Source organism: Salinibacterium sp. NK8237, from assembly GCF_015864955.1.
Classification (GTDB): Bacteria; Actinomycetota; Actinomycetes; order Actinomycetales; family Microbacteriaceae; genus Rhodoglobus.
Genome location: NZ_JADYWE010000001.1, coordinates 1906793 through 1923118, shown reverse-complemented (window position 1 = coordinate 1923118; position 16326 = coordinate 1906793). Strand labels below are relative to the sequence as shown.

15 protein-coding genes are annotated in these 16326 nt (G+C 61.2%); 10 read left to right on the top strand and 5 right to left on the bottom strand.

Features of this window, described 5'->3' with window-relative positions; genetic code table 11:
* Nucleotides 1-86 precede the first annotated feature (86 nt).
* Nucleotides 87-1022: an FRG domain-containing protein gene (locus I6E56_RS09320; RefSeq protein ID WP_197137570.1), complete on the bottom strand. Its 936-nt coding sequence runs from the start codon at nt 1020-1022 to the stop codon at nt 87-89.
* Nucleotides 1023-1131: 109 nt separating this feature from the next.
* On the opposite strand from I6E56_RS09320, the gene I6E56_RS09315 reads away from it, so the two are divergent.
* Both I6E56_RS09315 and I6E56_RS09310 read left to right on the top strand, forming a co-directional pair.
* The gene (locus I6E56_RS09315) at nt 1132-3087 is read left to right on the top strand and encodes a site-specific DNA-methyltransferase (protein ID WP_197137568.1); all 1956 of its coding nucleotides are present in this window, start codon (nt 1132-1134) and stop codon (nt 3085-3087) included.
* The gene (locus tag I6E56_RS09310; RefSeq protein WP_231606298.1) at nt 3075-6059 is read left to right on the top strand and encodes a DEAD/DEAH box helicase family protein; all 2985 of its coding nucleotides are present in this window, start codon (nt 3075-3077) and stop codon (nt 6057-6059) included. Before I6E56_RS09315 ends, I6E56_RS09310 begins: the two co-directional genes overlap by 13 nt.
* Nucleotides 6060-6067: 8 nt before the next feature.
* On the opposite strand, the gene I6E56_RS09305 is transcribed toward I6E56_RS09310, so the two are convergent.
* On the bottom strand, nt 6068-6712 hold the full coding sequence (locus I6E56_RS09305) for an NUDIX hydrolase (RefSeq protein ID WP_197137560.1): 645 nt from the start codon (nt 6710-6712) through the stop codon (nt 6068-6070).
* An 87-nt stretch (nt 6713-6799) separates the two neighbouring features.
* On the opposite strand from I6E56_RS09305, the gene I6E56_RS09300 reads away from it, so the two are divergent.
* Genes I6E56_RS09300 through I6E56_RS09290 form a run of 3 tightly spaced genes read left to right on the top strand, consistent with a single transcriptional unit; the run spans nt 6800 to nt 9932 of the window.
* Nucleotides 6800-7708 (top strand): ARPP-1 family domain-containing protein, encoded by a 909-nt coding sequence (locus tag I6E56_RS09300; RefSeq protein ID WP_197137559.1) that lies wholly within the window; start codon nt 6800-6802, stop codon nt 7706-7708.
* The gene (locus I6E56_RS09295) at nt 7705-8523 is read left to right on the top strand and encodes a hypothetical protein (RefSeq protein ID WP_197137558.1); all 819 of its coding nucleotides are present in this window, start codon (nt 7705-7707) and stop codon (nt 8521-8523) included. Before I6E56_RS09300 ends, I6E56_RS09295 begins: the two co-directional genes overlap by 4 nt.
* Nucleotides 8520-9932, top strand: coding sequence for an ADP-ribosylglycohydrolase family protein (locus I6E56_RS09290; protein ID WP_197137557.1), 1413 nt, complete (start codon nt 8520-8522; stop codon nt 9930-9932). Before I6E56_RS09295 ends, I6E56_RS09290 begins: the two co-directional genes overlap by 4 nt.
* A 37-nt stretch (nt 9933-9969) precedes the next feature.
* Here I6E56_RS09290 and I6E56_RS09285 read toward each other — a convergent pair whose 3' ends face one another.
* The 3 genes from I6E56_RS09285 to I6E56_RS09275 all read right to left on the bottom strand — a co-directional run bounded on the left by I6E56_RS09285 (nt 9970) and on the right by I6E56_RS09275 (nt 13187).
* Complete coding sequence (locus I6E56_RS09285; RefSeq protein WP_197137556.1) at nt 9970-10965, bottom strand: hypothetical protein; 996 nt, start codon at nt 10963-10965, stop codon at nt 9970-9972.
* Nucleotides 10962-12134, bottom strand: a complete 1173-nt coding sequence (locus I6E56_RS09280) for a heparan-alpha-glucosaminide N-acetyltransferase domain-containing protein (protein WP_197137554.1) — start codon at nt 12132-12134, stop codon at nt 10962-10964. The genes I6E56_RS09285 and I6E56_RS09280 overlap by 4 nt, the downstream gene beginning before the upstream one ends.
* 117 nt (nt 12135-12251) lie before the next feature.
* Complete coding sequence (locus I6E56_RS09275) at nt 12252-13187, bottom strand: DNA-3-methyladenine glycosylase (RefSeq protein ID WP_197137553.1); 936 nt, start codon at nt 13185-13187, stop codon at nt 12252-12254.
* A 42-nt stretch (nt 13188-13229) separates the two neighbouring features.
* Here I6E56_RS09275 and I6E56_RS09270 point away from each other — a divergent pair, with 42 nt between their 5' ends.
* The 5 genes from I6E56_RS09270 (at nt 13230) to I6E56_RS09250 (ending at nt 16297) form a co-directional block, all read left to right on the top strand.
* A complete protein-coding gene (locus tag I6E56_RS09270; RefSeq protein WP_197137552.1) occupies nt 13230-13589 on the top strand; it encodes a hypothetical protein in 360 nt (119 codons plus the stop codon).
* A 9-nt stretch (nt 13590-13598) separates the two neighbouring features.
* On the top strand, nt 13599-13805 hold the full coding sequence (locus tag I6E56_RS09265) for a hypothetical protein (protein ID WP_197137551.1): 207 nt from the start codon (nt 13599-13601) through the stop codon (nt 13803-13805).
* Between the two features lie 6 nt (nt 13806-13811).
* On the top strand, nt 13812-14300 hold the full coding sequence (locus I6E56_RS09260; protein WP_197137550.1) for a hypothetical protein: 489 nt from the start codon (nt 13812-13814) through the stop codon (nt 14298-14300).
* A gap of 18 nt (nt 14301-14318) precedes the next feature.
* Complete coding sequence (locus tag I6E56_RS09255; protein WP_197137549.1) at nt 14319-15206, top strand: rhodanese-related sulfurtransferase; 888 nt, start codon at nt 14319-14321, stop codon at nt 15204-15206.
* 65 nt (nt 15207-15271) lie between these two features.
* A complete protein-coding gene (locus I6E56_RS09250) occupies nt 15272-16297 on the top strand; it encodes a 6-phosphofructokinase (protein WP_197137548.1) in 1026 nt (341 codons plus the stop codon).
* The last annotated feature ends 29 nt before the right edge of the window (nt 16298-16326 follow it).

Here is a 16326-nt window from a genome sequence, read left to right as displayed (position 1 = left end):
GATACAGGGGTCCAAGAGTTACGCCCTCTATCCAACAGAATCTAAGTTAGCCGCGCAACGTGGGAACTGACCCAAGCAAGCTAGCGCTACGTAAGCGCGGCAAAGTCGGCTGCGTAAGTCGCCAACCCAAACAGGTCTGGGTATATTGAGCCGTGATTCAGCTCATATTCCGAATGGAGCTTCTGGCGGATTTCCTCTTTAGCACCCGCCGCAATCCGCCACGTGTAAGCCGCTTGGGACCCCGCTTGGGTCACCCGGTTCAGGCTCTTTAGAAACACTGAGACGGATGATACCTGCCTTACCTCGCCGACAGGCATGGTTTTCATAGCACCCGTCTGCCATGCACCCGGCATTCGATAACGAGAGTTTTGCCCGTGGGGGAATGCAGGCACCCCGCCGACCAGAAAAGCGCCACTTTGCGCTGAGATTCTCTCGTTGAGGGCGCGCGGTGGGTCCCAGACAAATGGAAGGTCTGTCTCCCAGCCGGGAATGCTCTCCTCGCCCTGCAACCAGGGCAGTTGGCGCGTTCCCCACATGTTGTCGAGTTCGATCATTCTATCGTCGGCCTGGAACGCGAACAGCCGCCCATCTCTATCTTTTAGCGGGAGATGAGTTCTACTGTCGAACTTCTTCTCTGTAGCGAAGAAAACCGCCACCATGGGGTCGTGGCTGACATCGATGAGCCTTGTTGGCCCGCCATAATGTTGGATATGGGCCAACGTCTCGAGAGCGCTTCCTCCACGATCAGGCCAAAGGCTTCGAGCAGCTCCTATGAGCTCTGTCTCCAGTTGTCGCATTCGTGGCTCCGGAGGAACCTCGCGGTCCAGATCCTTCAACCGTCGGTACGCAGAGCTCAATAGGCCATAAGAGTCATTGTGGACCCCGCGCCACACAAGCTTTCGGTTACCTGAAATAGCTTTACCGTGGTCAATTTCACTGACTAGGGAATCCCAACTATCAATGGTTCGTTCCCAAGCGCGGAAATAGCTCTGCGGAGCCCAAGGTTGCGTATTCACTGCCATTCTCAGATCCTAGCGACACCCGACAAATTATCTGGAGCTTGACGGACCTTTAAGCTGCCGATCACAGCAACAGCTAGTCATACGTGCGTGGAATACTGAGGCTGTGACTATGGATTACTCTCCGACGCCCGCTTCGACGCCCCATTTCAGAAATAAGCTCGCAACAGATCTTGCAGAGCTTGTGCCTGAAGCCATTACTGACGGCAAAATCGATATCGAGAAACTCAAAGAGTTGCTCGGTTCTGACATTGCTGATGCAAGCGAGCGGTTCGGCCTCTTTTGGCCGGGCAAGAGGCAAGCTCTTCGCGCAGCACAGGAGTCGACTTCAGCGACTTTGAAGCCCGATTTCGCGAACTCGAAGGACTGGGGAACTACCGAGAACGTTTTCATTGAGGGCGATAATCTGGAGGTCCTTAAGATCCTGCAGAAGCACTATCACTCAAAAATCAAATTGATCTACATCGATCCCCCGTATAACACCGGTAAAGACTTTGTTTATCCAGACAACTACCGCGAGGGACTCAAGACTTATCTGGAATACACGGGTCTGGTGGATGCGGATGGCAAGCCGAAGAGCACAAACGCGAGCAATACCTCAGACAATCCGCACTATCACTCCGCTTGGTTGAACATGATGTACCCACGCCTAAAGCTCGCGCGGAATCTCCTCAAGGACGACGGGGTGATTCTGATTTCCATCAACGACGTCGAACAAGCACAGCTTCGTCGGCTTTGCGATGAAGTCTTTGGCGAGAGCAACTTTATCGCTCAATTTGTGTGGCTTAACGATGGTAACGTCGACCAACAGAGCAAGATTAAGGGCGTTCACGAGTACGTAATGGCATACGCTCGGAACGCCAACAAGTTCGTGCGTCCGTCGGTGATTGACCCAAATATTGGCGAAGACAGCAAACTGTACCGCGCTCAGATCGAGAACTCGATCACAAAAAACGGACCCGCGAATCCGCCGTCTGAGGTGGAACTGCCCGTCGGCTTCCCCGCGAACTTCGCCTCTGGCCAAATCAGTTCCCGGGATGACTCGTTTCCTCACGTTCTGGACGACATTTTCGTGGGCGACGGAAAAGTTGTGGCGCCTGCACGCGTACGGAGTGGATGGAGTTCTCGGAATCTGCTCGACCTTTTCATTCGTAACGGGTGTTCTCCCATTGACGACTCGGATGGCCGAAAAACGTGGTTCGAACTTAGAGGTACCGGTGCCATCTACATGATGAAGCGTCGCGCAGACGACCAGGGCCATGTGGTGTCGGTACTCCGCAACTTGGGTACGACTAAGCAGAACAGCGCACAGCTTGCTTCCTGGGGGCTTGCATTCTCCTATCCAAAGCCAGTCGGCCTGATCGAGTACCTCGTTACGGCGTTTACCCGCCCTGATGAGGACGCCTTGATTCTCGACTTCTTTTCCGGCTCAGCCACCACTGCGCACGCAGTAATGGCGGCGAACCTGCGCGACTCCGGTAGGCGCCGCCACATTCAAGTGCAGCTGCCTGAGCCTGTGAGCGACAAGAGCGGAACAACGATCGCTGACCTTGCCCGTCTTCGCATCGAGCGGGCTGGAGAGGCGCTCACGGGGACGCGAAGAAACCAACTTCAGGGCGAGGGCTCTCACGCACTTGATATCGGATTTCGCGCGTACAGTCTCATTGATACAAACTTCAAAAAGTGGCAGATTTCGAGCGAAATAGACGCCAGCAAGCTGGAGCAGCATCTGTTCAGCCTCCGCCAGAGCGCGAACGAAAGCGCTACGGCCGACGAATTACTGACCGAGATTTTGCTAAAGCAGGGGTACTCCTTAACCGAAAACATCTCAGCAGCTGAGGTCGATGGTCTCGATGTTCGAATCGTTCGAGACCGTGACGGTGACGTCGCCGTGCTTGCCTATTTGAACGAACACACGAAACCGCGACTCGAGCAGCTGCAGGCCTTCGTCGAGGAATCCCCGACACGGATAGTCGTGCTCGAAAATGCTCTCCAAGGTGACGACGAACTAAAGGTCAACTTGGCTCAGCTCGCTAAGACCAACGGCATTGAGCTATGGACAGCGTGATGAGTCGGCCGGGATTCCAATTCGATGCCAGTCAGCCGTACCAGCTCGATGCGATCCTATCGGTCGTCGATCTCTTCGATGGGCAGCCAAAAGATGTAGAGAAGCTCGTCACGACCTTGCGCGGTGCTGCAATGCTACCGAAGTCAGATCAGATGGCGCTCGATATTGATCTAACACAGGAGGTTGGCGCTGTAGGCAATAAATTAGTGCTTGATCGCGACCTGCTACTCGCGAATCTTCAGCGGGTGCAGGATCTCAACGGCCTAGAGGTTTCGGGAGATCTTTTCGGAGAGGCACTCGACTTCGATGTTGAAATGGAGACTGGAACTGGCAAAACCTATGTCTACCTCCGCACCATCTTCGAGTTGGCAGAGAAGTACAACTTTACGAAGTTTGTAATTCTTGTACCGAGCGTCGCCATTCGCGAAGGCGTCCTTACCAGCATTCGAATGATGAGGGAGCACTTCAACGGCCTCTACCCCAGCCACCCTTTCGATGCGTCAGTGTACAGCGGGAAGAGCGCGGAAGAAGTCCAGCCCTTCGCTACGTCGACGAATGTGCAGATCATGATCATGACGATCGACTCGATCCGCGGCAACGCGAACACTCGGATAATTCACCAGACTCGCGACAAACTGAATGGCCTACGGCCGCTCGACTACCTGAAGGCAACTCACCCGGTGGTGATCATGGATGAGCCACAGAACATGGAGTCGCAACTCTCTCAGTCGGCTATCGGTGATCTCGATCCTGCCTTCACGCTACGCTATAGCGCCACCCACAAAACGCAGCGGAACGTTGTCTATCGGCTCGACCCGGTAGACGCTCACGACCTCGGGCTAGTCAAACAGATTGTGGTCGCTGAAGTTCAGCAGCAGGGCTCGGACGCCACTCCGTACATCAAACTGATCGAAGTCAAGCGGGAGCCGACGTGGACTGCGCGATTGGAGTTGTCGTCTCGGAAAGCCGACGGCTCGCTGGAACGTCGCGTTCTCAATGTGAAACCGCATCAGGAGCTATCCGACGAGCGCCTTACCAACAACTCTATTTATGAGGGGTGGCGTGTCAATGAGATAAGTCTCGAACCTGCTTACGTCGACCTAACGGCGCACGGCTTTCTTCATGAAGGCGAAAGCATCGGCGGCTCCAGCGGCGCAATCTACAAGGAGATGATACGCGAGACAGTTCGCGAGCATCTGCGAAAGGAATCGATGCTGCGGGACAAGGGCATCAAGGTGCTAAGCCTATTCTTCGTCGATAAGGTGGCCAGTTTTCTCGGCGACGGTGCAAGCAATGAAGACGCCAACGGCGACTTTGTTAAATGGTTCGATGAGGTGTTCGTCGAGGAACGGGCCAAATCTGCTCGTTACCAGGAGCTGCTACCTCAATCACCAAGCGAACTTCGACGGGCGTACTTCTCGCAGATCAAGCGAGGCAAGACCACCAGATTTCAGGACAGCAGCGGCCTTAGCCGGGCAGATGACGATACCTACGAACTGATCATGCAGGCCAAGGAACGATTGCTTGACGAGGCCGAGCCAGTGCGTTTCATCTTCAGCCACTCCGCACTTCGTGAAGGTTGGGACAATCCGAACGTCTTCCAGATCTGCACACTTCGAGAGATGGGTGCCGAAACTGAGCGGCGACAGACCATCGGTCGTGGACTCCGGCTGCCAGTCGCCAAGACCACCGAGGGCTTCACCCGCGTAGCGGACCAGGGGATCGCAACGCTCACCGTAATCGCAAACGAATCGTACCGCGCGTTCGCCAAAAGCCTGCAGAACGAGTACAAGATAGCCGGAGTGGAAATCGGGCGCGTGCGAGTGAGCGAATTCTCTAAGATTCCTCGGCACGCTCAAGATGGCTCAGTCACCGACGAATTGTTCGGGTATACGCGGTCGAAGGAAGTCTTCGACCACCTCACCCAGAACGGTTTCCTAGCCGATGGCCAGGTGACGTCCAAGTTTCTGCCAAATACTTTCCAGTTCTCGCTCGATCTACCGGTGTACCTCGAAGACTACGAGAACCAGATCATCGACCTCATCCGCCGGACGAGCATCGAACGGTACGTCAAGCCGAAGAACAATCGTCACCCGCGCGCGCTCAATAAGCAGCTCTACGCAAGCACGGACTTTGAAGAATTCTGGCATGCCATCAGCCGCAAGACGAGCTACCGGGTCAGTGTCAAGCGAGAAGAGATTATCGCGAACTCGTTGAAAGCAATTGAGGAGTCACCGAAGATCGACGCCCTACGTGTTCAGATCACACGCGCCGGCGTGAAAGTGCTCCGTGGCGGCGCGAAGGGCGAAGAGTTTGGTACTCGGTCAGCGGAGCTGAAGGGGAGCTACGAACTCCCGGATATCATCACCGAACTGCAGGACGCGACTTCCCTCACTCGCAAGACCATTGTTGACATTCTGGCTGGATCGGGACGTCTAGCGGAGTTCATCAACAACCCGAATGACTTCATCGCGATGGTCAAACGTGCCCTTAAAGCTGAACTCGGCAAGATCATCGTCGAAGGAATTAAATACGAGAGGATCGCCGGCTCCGTTTACGAGTTGCGTGATTTGCAAGCGGATGGCCTTGAGGAGAAGGAACGCTTCCTTGATCAGATGTATCAGGTAAAGAACACGCAAAAGACTGACTTCGACTACGTCGTTTACGACTCCGATATCGAACGTCAATTCGCCGAGAAGCTCGATTCTCGGGAGGACGTCAAAATGTTTATGAAGTTGCCAGGTAAGTTCAAGATCGATACGCCAGTCGGGCCATACAACCCAGACTGGGCAATTATTAAGCACGAAGACGGCGAAGATCGCGTCTACATGATCCGCGAAACCAAGAGCACACTTGACGACTCGAAGTTGCGGCCGAGCGAGCTTGCCAAGATCAAGTCCGCAAAGAAGCACTTTGCCGCGATTGGAATTGAGGACTACGACCGCTCAGCACCCGAGAACTGGAATCTCTAACGTCTGGGCTAGGCCGGTGACGCTCGCACAAACAACCGCGCAGGCTTCCCCACAGTGCCAGCGGCGACCTCGCCCGTCGCCGCGAGCCGGGGTTCCATCGCGCGACGGAAGCTGTCGCGCATGAGCGGCTCACCGGCGACCGCCTCGTGCAGGTCCTGGAGCTGGCGGAGCGTGAAAGCGCCGTCCAAGAGGTGGAGCGGATCGGGCGCCGACGCATAGCTTGAGCGCAGCGTGGCCACCGCGCGGTCGAGGATCTCGTTGTGCCCGTAAGGCAGGGTGCCAACATCCGTCACCGGCACCACTCGCGCCAAGGCCGCGTCGACGCTGAGGCGCGACCACGGCACCACATCGAGGTGCGCGACAGAGAGCACCCAGCCGCGATTGTCGCGAGTGGGGTCGTCGAAGACGTGGAGTTGGCGGGGCGACAACCCTGAGACGCCGGCCTTGATCTGCAGCGAGCGCAGCACGGCATCCGCGAGCCTCTCCCCCTCGTGGAGGAAGGTGCCGGGGAGGCGCCAGTCGTCGCCGGTGCGCACAAGCAGCACGCTGAGAGCGGCGCCCGGCGGGACGGTCAGCACGGCGGTGTCGACGGCGACGGAGGGCCTCGGGTAGTCGGTGAGGGCTCGGTCGTGCGAGTCGCGGTAGATCTCCATGACGCAATTATCGCAGATCCGCGCTAAATGTCAGTGGGGTGTCATACTCTGAATTTGCGCAACAGTGCGCTAACCATCGGAGGCACCATGAACGGACACACGAACAGGCACCCCAACACACAATTGCCCCAGCTCCACGTGGGGCACGGCAGCCACCACGGCAGCCTCAGTATCTTCCCCGTCTGGGTCGACTCGCCCAAAGTCACCGGCCTCGACTGGAAGGCCACCAGCATCCACACCGCCGAACGCGAAGGCTCCCCCGTCGTGGGCGAGCTCGTGCTGCACAACAGCACCGCCCGCCCGGTCGTCGCCCTCGAAGGCGATCTCCTGAAAGGCGGTTGGCAAGATCGGATGCTCGCCGCCAGCCTCCTCCTCGAACCGTTCGAGGCGCGAGTCGTCGCAGCGCTTTGCGTCGAGCACGGACGGTGGGGCTCACGCACGTCGGAGACCCAAGGCATCCACGAGACCAGCGGACGCCGCAGCGCCCTCAGCGTGCGCCACGGAAACGTGCGCGGCATCGACCAGCAGGGCGAGGTGTGGCGGCGCATCGGCCGCTACGAGAACACCCTCGGCGCTACCGCCAGTTCGTCGATGCTCGACCACCTCGACCGCTCCGGCTCGATCGATGCCCACCTGCTCGAAGGGCAACGCGGCGTGATCATCGGCATCGGTGGCCGCGTGGTTGGCGCAGAAATCTTCGGCAGCAGCACCGGCCTGAAAACCCGGTGGCAGGGCATCCTCGAGGCAGCCGGCCTCGACGCCAGGCTCGCACCACACCGTCGCACCAGCGCCCACGATGCCCGAGTCTTCGCCCGCCACCTGCAGTCCGTGACCCTCGAAGACGGAGGCGACGCGGGGATGGCCCGAGCGGTACGTTCACAAGAGGGCCGACTGCGGACATCCGGAATCGTGCACGCAAACGCACGCACAGCAGCACCGAGCATCATCCACCTGACTGCGTTTGACGACGCGCACCCGCTATTGGAGAACGCATGAACGAGCTGAACACCACCCCAGAACGCCCCACCATCGAGCCGCAACGTTTCTACACCCGCTTCACCGACACCGGCTTTCTGCACGTCGGCACCTTCACCGGCATCACCCTCAACGGCGAGCGCCGCTACTTCATGTGGCAATCCGGCGCGTGGGGTGAGATCGACCTCGACCTCTTCGAGCACTATCGGGATGACGACGATACCCACTTCGCCGAAAGCACCCGCAGCGACATCGAGCAGCTTCACCCTGGCGCCGTCGACAGCATCCCGCGACACCTCCACGTCGCGAAAGACGCTCAAGACAGCGAGACTGACGACGGCGCAGAAGAGGACGACATGCTCATGACCGAAGTGGATGCCATGGTGCAGCACGGCATCGCAGTCGGCATTGCGACGATCGCCCACCGCGGGCAGCTCGACAAGCTCGGCTACGACTACATCGATCACCCGGCGCGAGTTGCCGAGAGCTTCGATTGGCTTAACGAGCCAGTCGAGCATTGCACGGCCTGGTTGCACGATGTGATTGAAGACACCGACGTGAGCGCCGCCGACCTGCTGAAGGCGGGGATGCTGCCCGAGATCGTGACGGCAGTCGGGCTGATGACCCGACGGGCAGATGTCGCTGACGCTGACTACTACGACCGCATCCGCCAGAACCCTGCCGCTCTCGCGGTGAAGCTCGCGGATATCAACGACAACCTCGCCGATTGGCGCTTTCGCAAACTCGACTACGACACCCAGGTGCGGTTGTCGAACAAGTACTTTCACGCGCGGCAGCTTCTGCAGCCCGCGACGGACGAAACGGAGAACTCATGAAACCCACCTCTGCACAAAACGACCGCGCCAGTGGCGTCATGCTCGCGATGGCCTGTGGCGATGCGCTCGGCGCCGGCTACGAATTCGGCCCGCCCTTCGAGGGCAAGGTGCTCATGAAGGGCGGCAACGGCTTCAACTGGGCTCCCGGCGAGTGGACGGATGACACGTCCATGGCCATCCCGATCCTGCGTGCTGCGGCGTCCGGTCGTGACCTGCGCGACGAAACGGTTCTCAACGAGATCGTCGCCGCGTGGATCGACTGGGCGACAACGGCGCCGGATGTCGGGGTGCAGACCAGCGGAGTGCTCCGCGGTATCGAGCCCACGGCATCCGCCGCTCACGCATCAGCCAAACGTACCCACGAAGCGCGCGGCCGCAGCGGCGGCAACGGTTCGCTCATGCGCACTGCGCCGGTCGCGCTCGCCTACCTCAACGACCCGGCCGGGCTGGCCGAAGCCGCTCGTGCGATCAGCGATCTCACCCACTTCGACGAGGATGCTGGCGACGCCTGCGTGCTCTGGTGCCTCGCCATCCGTCACGCGATCCTCACCGGCGAAACGGATGTTCGGGTCGGGCTCTCGACCCTTGCCCCCGACCGCGCTGCACTTTGGTCCGACCGCATCGACGATGCCGAGACCAAGCAGCCGCGCGACTTCACCAAGAACGGCTGGGTCGTCGAAGCGCTGCAGGCGGCTTGGTCGGCGATCGTGAACGGCGAGGGTCTCGTCGATACCCTCGAGCGGGCGGTGCGCGGCGGTCGCGACGCTGACACCGTCGCCGCGATTGCTGGCGGCCTCGTCGGCGCCCAGTGGGGACTCTCCGCGATCCCGGCCGCCTGGCAACGCATCGTGCACGGCTGGCCCGGGCTGCGCAGCCTCGACCTCGTGCGCTTCTCCACCGAAGTGCTGCGGGGCAAGCCGGCGGACGAACGCGTCGACTACGCCGGGTACGGCGACATCTCGACGCTCGTGCAGCATCCGCACGACGACGGCGTGTGGCTCGGCGCAGTCGGGGCTCTCGATAACCTTCCGCCCGAGGTGGATGCCGTGGTGTCCCTGTGCCGCATCGGCTCGAAGCAGGTGCCGGCCCGCATCCGCGAGCGCCTCGAGATCCGTCTGATCGACAAGGTCGACCCCGCCGAGAACCCCAACCTCAGCTTCGTACTGGCGGATGCTGCGGATGCCGTCGCCACTCTCCGCGCCGAAGGCCACACCGTGCTGCTCCACTGCGTGCAGGCGCAGAGCCGCACTCCTACCGTCGCTGCGCTCTATGCGGCACGGCACCTCGACATCCCGATCGAACGGGCCCTGTCAGAAGTCTCGGCAGCGCTACCGAATGCGCGCCCCAATCGCGCCTTCAAAAGCGCGCTTTCGGATCCCCACTTGAGCGGCAGCGTGAGTCCGCGCTAGTACCGGAACTTTGCCGACTCGCCGACGCCGCCAACCATCACCAGTACCGAACCCAGAAGGTCTGATCCTGATGGAACAGCTCGCTCTCGCCATGGCGCGCGACGGGGTAGTACGTGCCGTGCAGCCAGCCGTAGTGCGCGGTGTGGGCGCCGGTGCGGCGCACGTCGGCTGAGCCCTCGATCGGTTCGACGGCGAAGGCGGCGTCGGTGGCGGCATCCGATACTCGGTCAAAGAGTTGGCGTCGCGGGTCGGTGGCGCAGGTGGCGCTGGCTTGGAATCCGGCACCGAAGTCGGTGGCCCACAGCGTGCTGTCGATCGCGATGTGGTCGGGATGCGGGTAGGCGAAGCATCCGGTGTAGCCGCCTTCTGGCGTTGAGTACGAGCCGACGATCCCGGCAATTCGCCCGTCGTCTCCGACCAGCTCGGGAACGAAGGTGTCGATAGTGGCTCGCAGCGCCCACTCGACTTCTGCTTCGCTCAGGTCGCCATCGCCGAGGTCGAAGACCAGCAGGGCTCCGCGATCGTTGAGGTCTCGATAGACGTCGACCGCGGTGGTGCCCGCGCAGTCATCGTTGTCGTCGAGCCGACAGACGACGCCCTCCGGGTCGGGCATTGGTGCAGAGGTCGTGGGGGCGGCGAACCGGCCAGGCACGGTCTCATCCTCTTGAGCCATGTCGACAAAATAATTCACGAACGAATTCACTCGCGCCTCGGCGCAAGATTCGCTGAACTGCGCTTCGGGAAGAGGCTCGGGTGCGGGCTCAAGGTCGGCCTGCCAGCCAGCTTCAAGACCCTCGGGTACGCAGAAACCGGTTTGTTCGCCGCGGGTCAAGAGCACGACCACGCTGTAAACATCGGCGCGGTCCTCGAACAGCGACCAGTACTGAAATTCGTCATCCGGATGCGGCCCGACATAGATCACAGCGCTCGGCTCGATAGCGTTCCGCGCCTGCGCAATCGCCCCCAGCCCAACAGTGACCGCCACGATCGACGCGACAGCCACCAGCCACTTCACCACGCGCTGACCGCTCATGGTTTCACGTACCAACCGCGACGGTGAAGCACGACAGCGAGCACTACCCACAGCCCGACCCACACTGTCGTCCACACCAGTTGCGCAAGAAGTGCCGACGGAAACATGCTGGCGAACGCGCCCGTGATCGACGTTCCGTTAGAGAGCGGACGGTTGAGCAGCGCCATCAGAAGGTGCGAACCGAAGTAGGCCAACAGGCTGTTTCGCCCCAACGCGACCCACGGCATCCACACCCTGCTTTGCCGTTCGGTTCGGAATTTGCTCGATGGCAGAGCCAGTTGTCCCAACCAAAGAAGCAAGGCAGCGATTGCCGCGATGCTCAGAGCGAAAGGCGCTGTCCATAGTCGCTTCATCGGGGGAACCGGGCCGCCGGCCAGCAGGTCGGAGCCGAGCCACAGCGCCGCTGCGAGTCCCAGTAGAGCCGTGATCGCGAGGGCGATCGGCACGGTCGTGATCGGGATGCGCGTTGAGCTCGTCGCTTCACTCGTGCGGAAATGCAGAATCAGGTGGCCAAGAGTGGCACCGGCAGCCGTCGACACGAGAGCACCCATGATCGCGATGATGCCCTCGGGGTCGTGCCCGGCGACACCGTTCGTATAGATGTGCGAGGCGCCAAAGAGGAGCGAATCGAGGGGACCAGATGGGTTGCACTCGGGCGTGAGCAATGTCGCAACGCATGAACGGGCAAAGAGTGACAACAATGCGGTGTGCGCGACGGCGAGCAGGATGGTCAGCACAGCCCACCCGCGCCAACTGCGCGTGACCAGATGCAGCACAGCCATCACCATGATCACCACCGCATAAAGCTGAAGCACCCCCGTGAACCGCAACTCTGAAAGAGACGTGGTGGCATCGACGACCGCGTTGTAGCCGAGCCCGAGGGCGAGCAGCACGAGTGCGCGCCGCACCACACCCCACGGTTCAACCCGGCGATGGAACGCGAAGGCCATTCCGCACCCTGCGAGGGTCACGAATAGCGGGAAAATGAGGTCGATGGGCATGACGCTTGCCCACGACGCATGACCGAGCAGCGGGATCGAGATGATGGCGCTGTTGACGCCCAAGCTCGCGACGAGCATCCATCCTCGCGCCCAGTCGAGCGCGTCGATGCGAACCTTCGCCGCCGGTGCCGGTGCAGTGGTGACGGCCGACTCGCGCTCGTTAGCCATGCGCTCCCGAATCCCGGCTCTCGGCCGAAGTGACTGACGCAGTAGATGGCCCGACGGGCGATGGACTGCCTTGCAGCAAAATACTACCGGCGAACGGCTCGCTGTCTACGTTCGCGGCTAGTGCCCGCGATGATCCTGGATCGTCATCCGCGCCCCAAAGGCTGGCTTGCGAAACCCGGATACCGTGATGAGTCGCACAACCCGCTGACGATGGCCGCGCCAGGGCTCGAGCAGTTCGAGCATCCGCTCATCGTCGACGGGTTCACCAATCAGCGCCCAGCCCACAACGGCGGCGAGGTGGTAATCGCCAACGCTGGGGCTGTCGGGGTCGGCGTGCGAGCGCTGCATGGTTTCGGCGGCCGTCCACACGCCAACGCCCACGACTGATCGCAGCGCGGCCTCAATGCGCGGCCCGCCACGCCCCCAGTCGGCGGTGCGCTCGAGGGATGCCGCCACTTGAGTCGCGCGCATCACGGTCGCCGAACGCTGGGGCCCGACTCCCGCGCGGTGCCACTCCCACGACGGAATTCGTGCCCACCCTTGAGGTGTCGGCACCACCCGCATCCCGGTCGGGGCTGGCCCGGGCGCCGGCGAACCATGCTTGGTGACGAGGATGCGCCACCCCCGCTTCGCTTCGATGCCCGTGACTTTCTGCTCAAGAATGGCCATCACTAGCGCCTCGAACACAAGCTTGGTGCGCGGCAACCGCAAGCCGGGGTTCTGACGCTGAGCTTCAGCGGCGAACGGAAGCGCCGAAATATCGAAGTCGCTCCAGTCGTCGCCCTCCCCCAGCAGCTCGGGAACGCTGGCGATTGCCCACTCTGCTCCGGCGCCCCACGCGGTACAGTCCACATGCGATTGGTGCTGCACGAGACGCAGAGTTGCGGGACCGTCAGGCGTGAGCATCGTGCGCCAGGTGCCCGCGTCATCCACTCGCATGGTGGGGTCACCAGCACCGCGTTTCAGCGGCGCCAAGGTTGCGCGCACATCGACGGGCCGCCCGGGCGCGAACCGGGTGCGCACGGGCTCGTCGGCGGCGAGCGCGAAAGTCATGAGCCCTAGATTACGCGCCACCCCTGACGTAGAGTTTGCCTCATGATGTGGTTGGTCGTTGCAGCGGTGATCGGATTGATCACGGGTGTGCTGTCGTGCGAAGCACGCACCCCGACCTACAAGCCCCTGCCCAACCTCGTCATTCTCATGATGGGCATGGGCGCCGTAATCGTCATCACCGCAACAACTGGAGGCCACGGGATGATGGGCTACGCCTTCCTCGGCGGCCTCATCATCACTCAAGTCGCCTACGCCCCACGAATCTGGCTACGGGTCTTCCCCGAGTCCGGCTTCAGCTACTGGCAGCTTGTTGCGCGCCAATTCACCAACCCGCGCGACCTGCGCAAGGAGTACGCGGCGATGCTCGGAGAGCGCGCAGAGCAGAATACGGCCGCTGGCTAAGCTTCGCTCATGCTTCTCTTTCTGGGCGCGATCGTCGCGGGGCTCCTCTGGCACCGCTTGCTCCCCGACTCCGGGCGCACCGCCGTGCAGACAATCGGCCGCAGCTTCTTGCACACCGACGCCATCTACGACGAATGGATGCTCTTCCTCGCTGGTGAGTTCAACGCCGTTGACAACGACACGCTCAAGACCGCCAAGAACTCCCCACGGCAGTAGCGATCCATGTTCTGGTTTTGGGGCTTTCTCGCAATCGGCATCGCGACCGGTGTAGCCCTGAGTGGCGCGCGAACGCCCGTCATCAGTCTGCCGCGCATCCTCGGTGTCACTGCCGTCAGCACCAGCCTCGCTCTACTCATTTTGTTCAACTCGACGGCATCGGCAGAGCACACCTTTGTTTATGCCAGCTCTCTCGCTCTTGCCGAGATGGCGTGGACGGCGAGAACCTGGGGGCGCATCTTCCCCGAGTCCGGGCTGCGTTTTCACCAGGTCCTGCTCGACGAACTCGTCGCGCCGAACCGGATACGGATCGCCTATGCGCAACTGCTCGTCGAGCGCAAAGGCGATCCCCTCGCGGCAGACGCCGAATCACCCGTCGAAGCAGAGGGCGATCCGAGCGACACAACCAACGATCCGCACACGGACGATCCAGACACGGATGATCCGGATGCCAGCCCACCGCCGCCACCCGCCCCGCGCGGATTCCCCACCTAACAGCCGTAAACTTGCCCTGTGGCTGTTCCTAAGATCCTTCTCTTCTACGTGTTCACGCCGCTGGCCGATCCGGAGGCTGTGCGGTTGTGGCAGCGCGACCTCTGTGAGTCCCTCGGGCTCGGCGGTCGCATCATCCTCTCCAAAGACGGCATGAATGGCACCGTCGGCGGCGAGCTCAAGGACATTAAGCGTTACGTGCGCAAGACGCGGGAGTATCCGGCGTTCAAGAACATCGACTTCAAGTGGAGCGAGGGCCAGGGAGACGACTTTCCGAAGCTCAGCGTGAAGGTGCGCGACGAGATTGTCAGCTTCGGAGCCCCCGGCGAGCTACAGGTTGACGAGAACGGCGTGGTTGGCGGCGGCACGAAGCTCAGCCCCGAAGAACTACACGAGCTCGTGGCTCGCAAAGAGGTCACCTTCTTCGACGGTCGCAATCCCATCGAGGCCGCGATCGGCAAATTCACCGATGCAATAGTTCCGGATGTCGCCACCACTCGTGACTTCGTCGCCGAACTCGACAGCGGCAAATACGACCACCTCAAAGACAAGCCCGTCGTCACGTACTGCACGGGCGGCATCCGCTGTGAAGTGCTCTCCTCTCTTATGCGCAGCCGCGGATTCGGTGAGGTCTACCAGCTCGAGGGCGGCATCGTTCGCTACGGCGAGAAGTACGGCGACTCTGGTTTGTGGAACGGTTCGCTCTACGTTTTCGACAAGCGCATGGCCATCGACTTCACGGCAGACACCGAAGCGATCGGCCGCTGCTATCAGTGCGGTGCCGCAACTAAGCGGGTCGAGAATTGCCACAACAAGGCCTGCCGTGAGCAGTTCGTGGTGTGCGATGAGCACGCAGATTCGGTGGCGTGTGCCGCGCATCCGATCACCGAAGCAGCAATAAGCCGCTAAAGCGCCGAGGCGCTGCGAACCAGATCGTGGCTCGTTAGCGCACAAAAATGCGCCATGATGGGTTCATGAAGATTGGAATCCTGACCAGCGGTGGCGACTGCCCCGGGTTGAACGCTGTTATTCGCGGCATCGTGCTCAAGGGCACGCAGGTCTACAACAAAGAGTTCGTCGGTTTCCGCGACGGTTGGCGTGGAGTCGTTGAAGGCGACGCCATGCCCCTCACCCGCAAAGACATTCAGGGCATCTCCAAGCAGGGTGGCACCATTCTGGGCACCTCCCGCACCAACCCCTTCGAGGGCACCGACGGCGCAGATACTGTGCGCGAAAACATGGAACGCCTCGGCGTTGACTCCCTCATCGCCATCGGCGGCGAAGGCACTCTCGCTGCTGCCAAGCGGTTGACGGATGCCGGCATCAAGATCGTCGGAGTCCCCAAGACGGTAGACAACGACCTTTCGGCCACCGACTACACGTTCGGCTTCGACACTGCCACGCAGATCGCGACCGACGCCATGGACCGCCTGCGCACCACCGGCGACTCGCACGGCCGCTGCATGGTCGCCGAGGTCATGGGCCGCCACGTTGGCTGGATCGCGCTGCACTCAGGAATGGCTGCCGGCGCCCACGCGATTCTCATCCCCGAGCAAAAGACGTCCATGGCGCAGATCGTGGAGTGGGTTACATCAGCTCGCGACCGCGGCCGCGCCCCTCTCGTTGTTGTCGCCGAAGGCTTCACCCTCGACACCATGGACGATGCTCACTCCGAGCGCGGCCTCGACGCCTTCGGTCGCCCCCGGCTCGGCGGTATCGGCGACATGCTTGCGCCCGAAATCGAAGCTCTCACCGGCCTCGAAACTCGCTCAACCACCCTGGGTCACATCCAGCGCGGTGGAACGCCAAGCGCCTACGACCGCGTGCTCGCCACTCGCTACGGCCTCGCCGCCGTCGACGCGGTCATCCACGGTCGCTGGGGTCGCATGGTGTCACTGCAGGGCACCGAGATCACCAACGTCGCATTCGAGGATGCCCTCGGCAAGCTCAACACGGTGCCGCAGTCGCGCTACGACGAAGCTGCGATTCTCTTCGGCTAACTCAATTTGCTGAACCACAACCCAGCCTG

Coding starts and splice junctions, on each gene's coding strand:
- I6E56_RS09275 (WP_197137553.1), bottom strand. CDS start 13,187: ATGACTTTCGCGCTCGCCGCCGACGAGCCCGTGCGCACCCGGTTCGCG.
- I6E56_RS09260 (WP_197137550.1), top strand. CDS start 13,812: ATGTTCTGGTTTTGGGGCTTTCTCGCAATCGGCATCGCGACCGGTGTA.
- I6E56_RS09285 (WP_197137556.1), bottom strand. CDS start 10,965: ATGAGCGGTCAGCGCGTGGTGAAGTGGCTGGTGGCTGTCGCGTCGATC.
- I6E56_RS09310 (WP_231606298.1), top strand. CDS start 3,075: ATGGACAGCGTGATGAGTCGGCCGGGATTCCAATTCGATGCCAGTCAG.
- I6E56_RS09280 (WP_197137554.1), bottom strand. CDS start 12,134: ATGGCTAACGAGCGCGAGTCGGCCGTCACCACTGCACCGGCACCGGCG.
- I6E56_RS09265 (WP_197137551.1), top strand. CDS start 13,599: ATGCTTCTCTTTCTGGGCGCGATCGTCGCGGGGCTCCTCTGGCACCGC.
- I6E56_RS09315 (WP_197137568.1), top strand. CDS start 1,132: ATGGATTACTCTCCGACGCCCGCTTCGACGCCCCATTTCAGAAATAAG.
- I6E56_RS09250 (WP_197137548.1), top strand. CDS start 15,272: ATGAAGATTGGAATCCTGACCAGCGGTGGCGACTGCCCCGGGTTGAAC.
- I6E56_RS09270 (WP_197137552.1), top strand. CDS start 13,230: ATGATGTGGTTGGTCGTTGCAGCGGTGATCGGATTGATCACGGGTGTG.
- I6E56_RS09290 (WP_197137557.1), top strand. CDS start 8,520: ATGAAACCCACCTCTGCACAAAACGACCGCGCCAGTGGCGTCATGCTC.
- I6E56_RS09295 (WP_197137558.1), top strand. CDS start 7,705: ATGAACGAGCTGAACACCACCCCAGAACGCCCCACCATCGAGCCGCAA.
- I6E56_RS09320 (WP_197137570.1), bottom strand. CDS start 1,022: ATGGCAGTGAATACGCAACCTTGGGCTCCGCAGAGCTATTTCCGCGCT.
- I6E56_RS09305 (WP_197137560.1), bottom strand. CDS start 6,712: ATGGAGATCTACCGCGACTCGCACGACCGAGCCCTCACCGACTACCCG.
- I6E56_RS09300 (WP_197137559.1), top strand. CDS start 6,800: ATGAACGGACACACGAACAGGCACCCCAACACACAATTGCCCCAGCTC.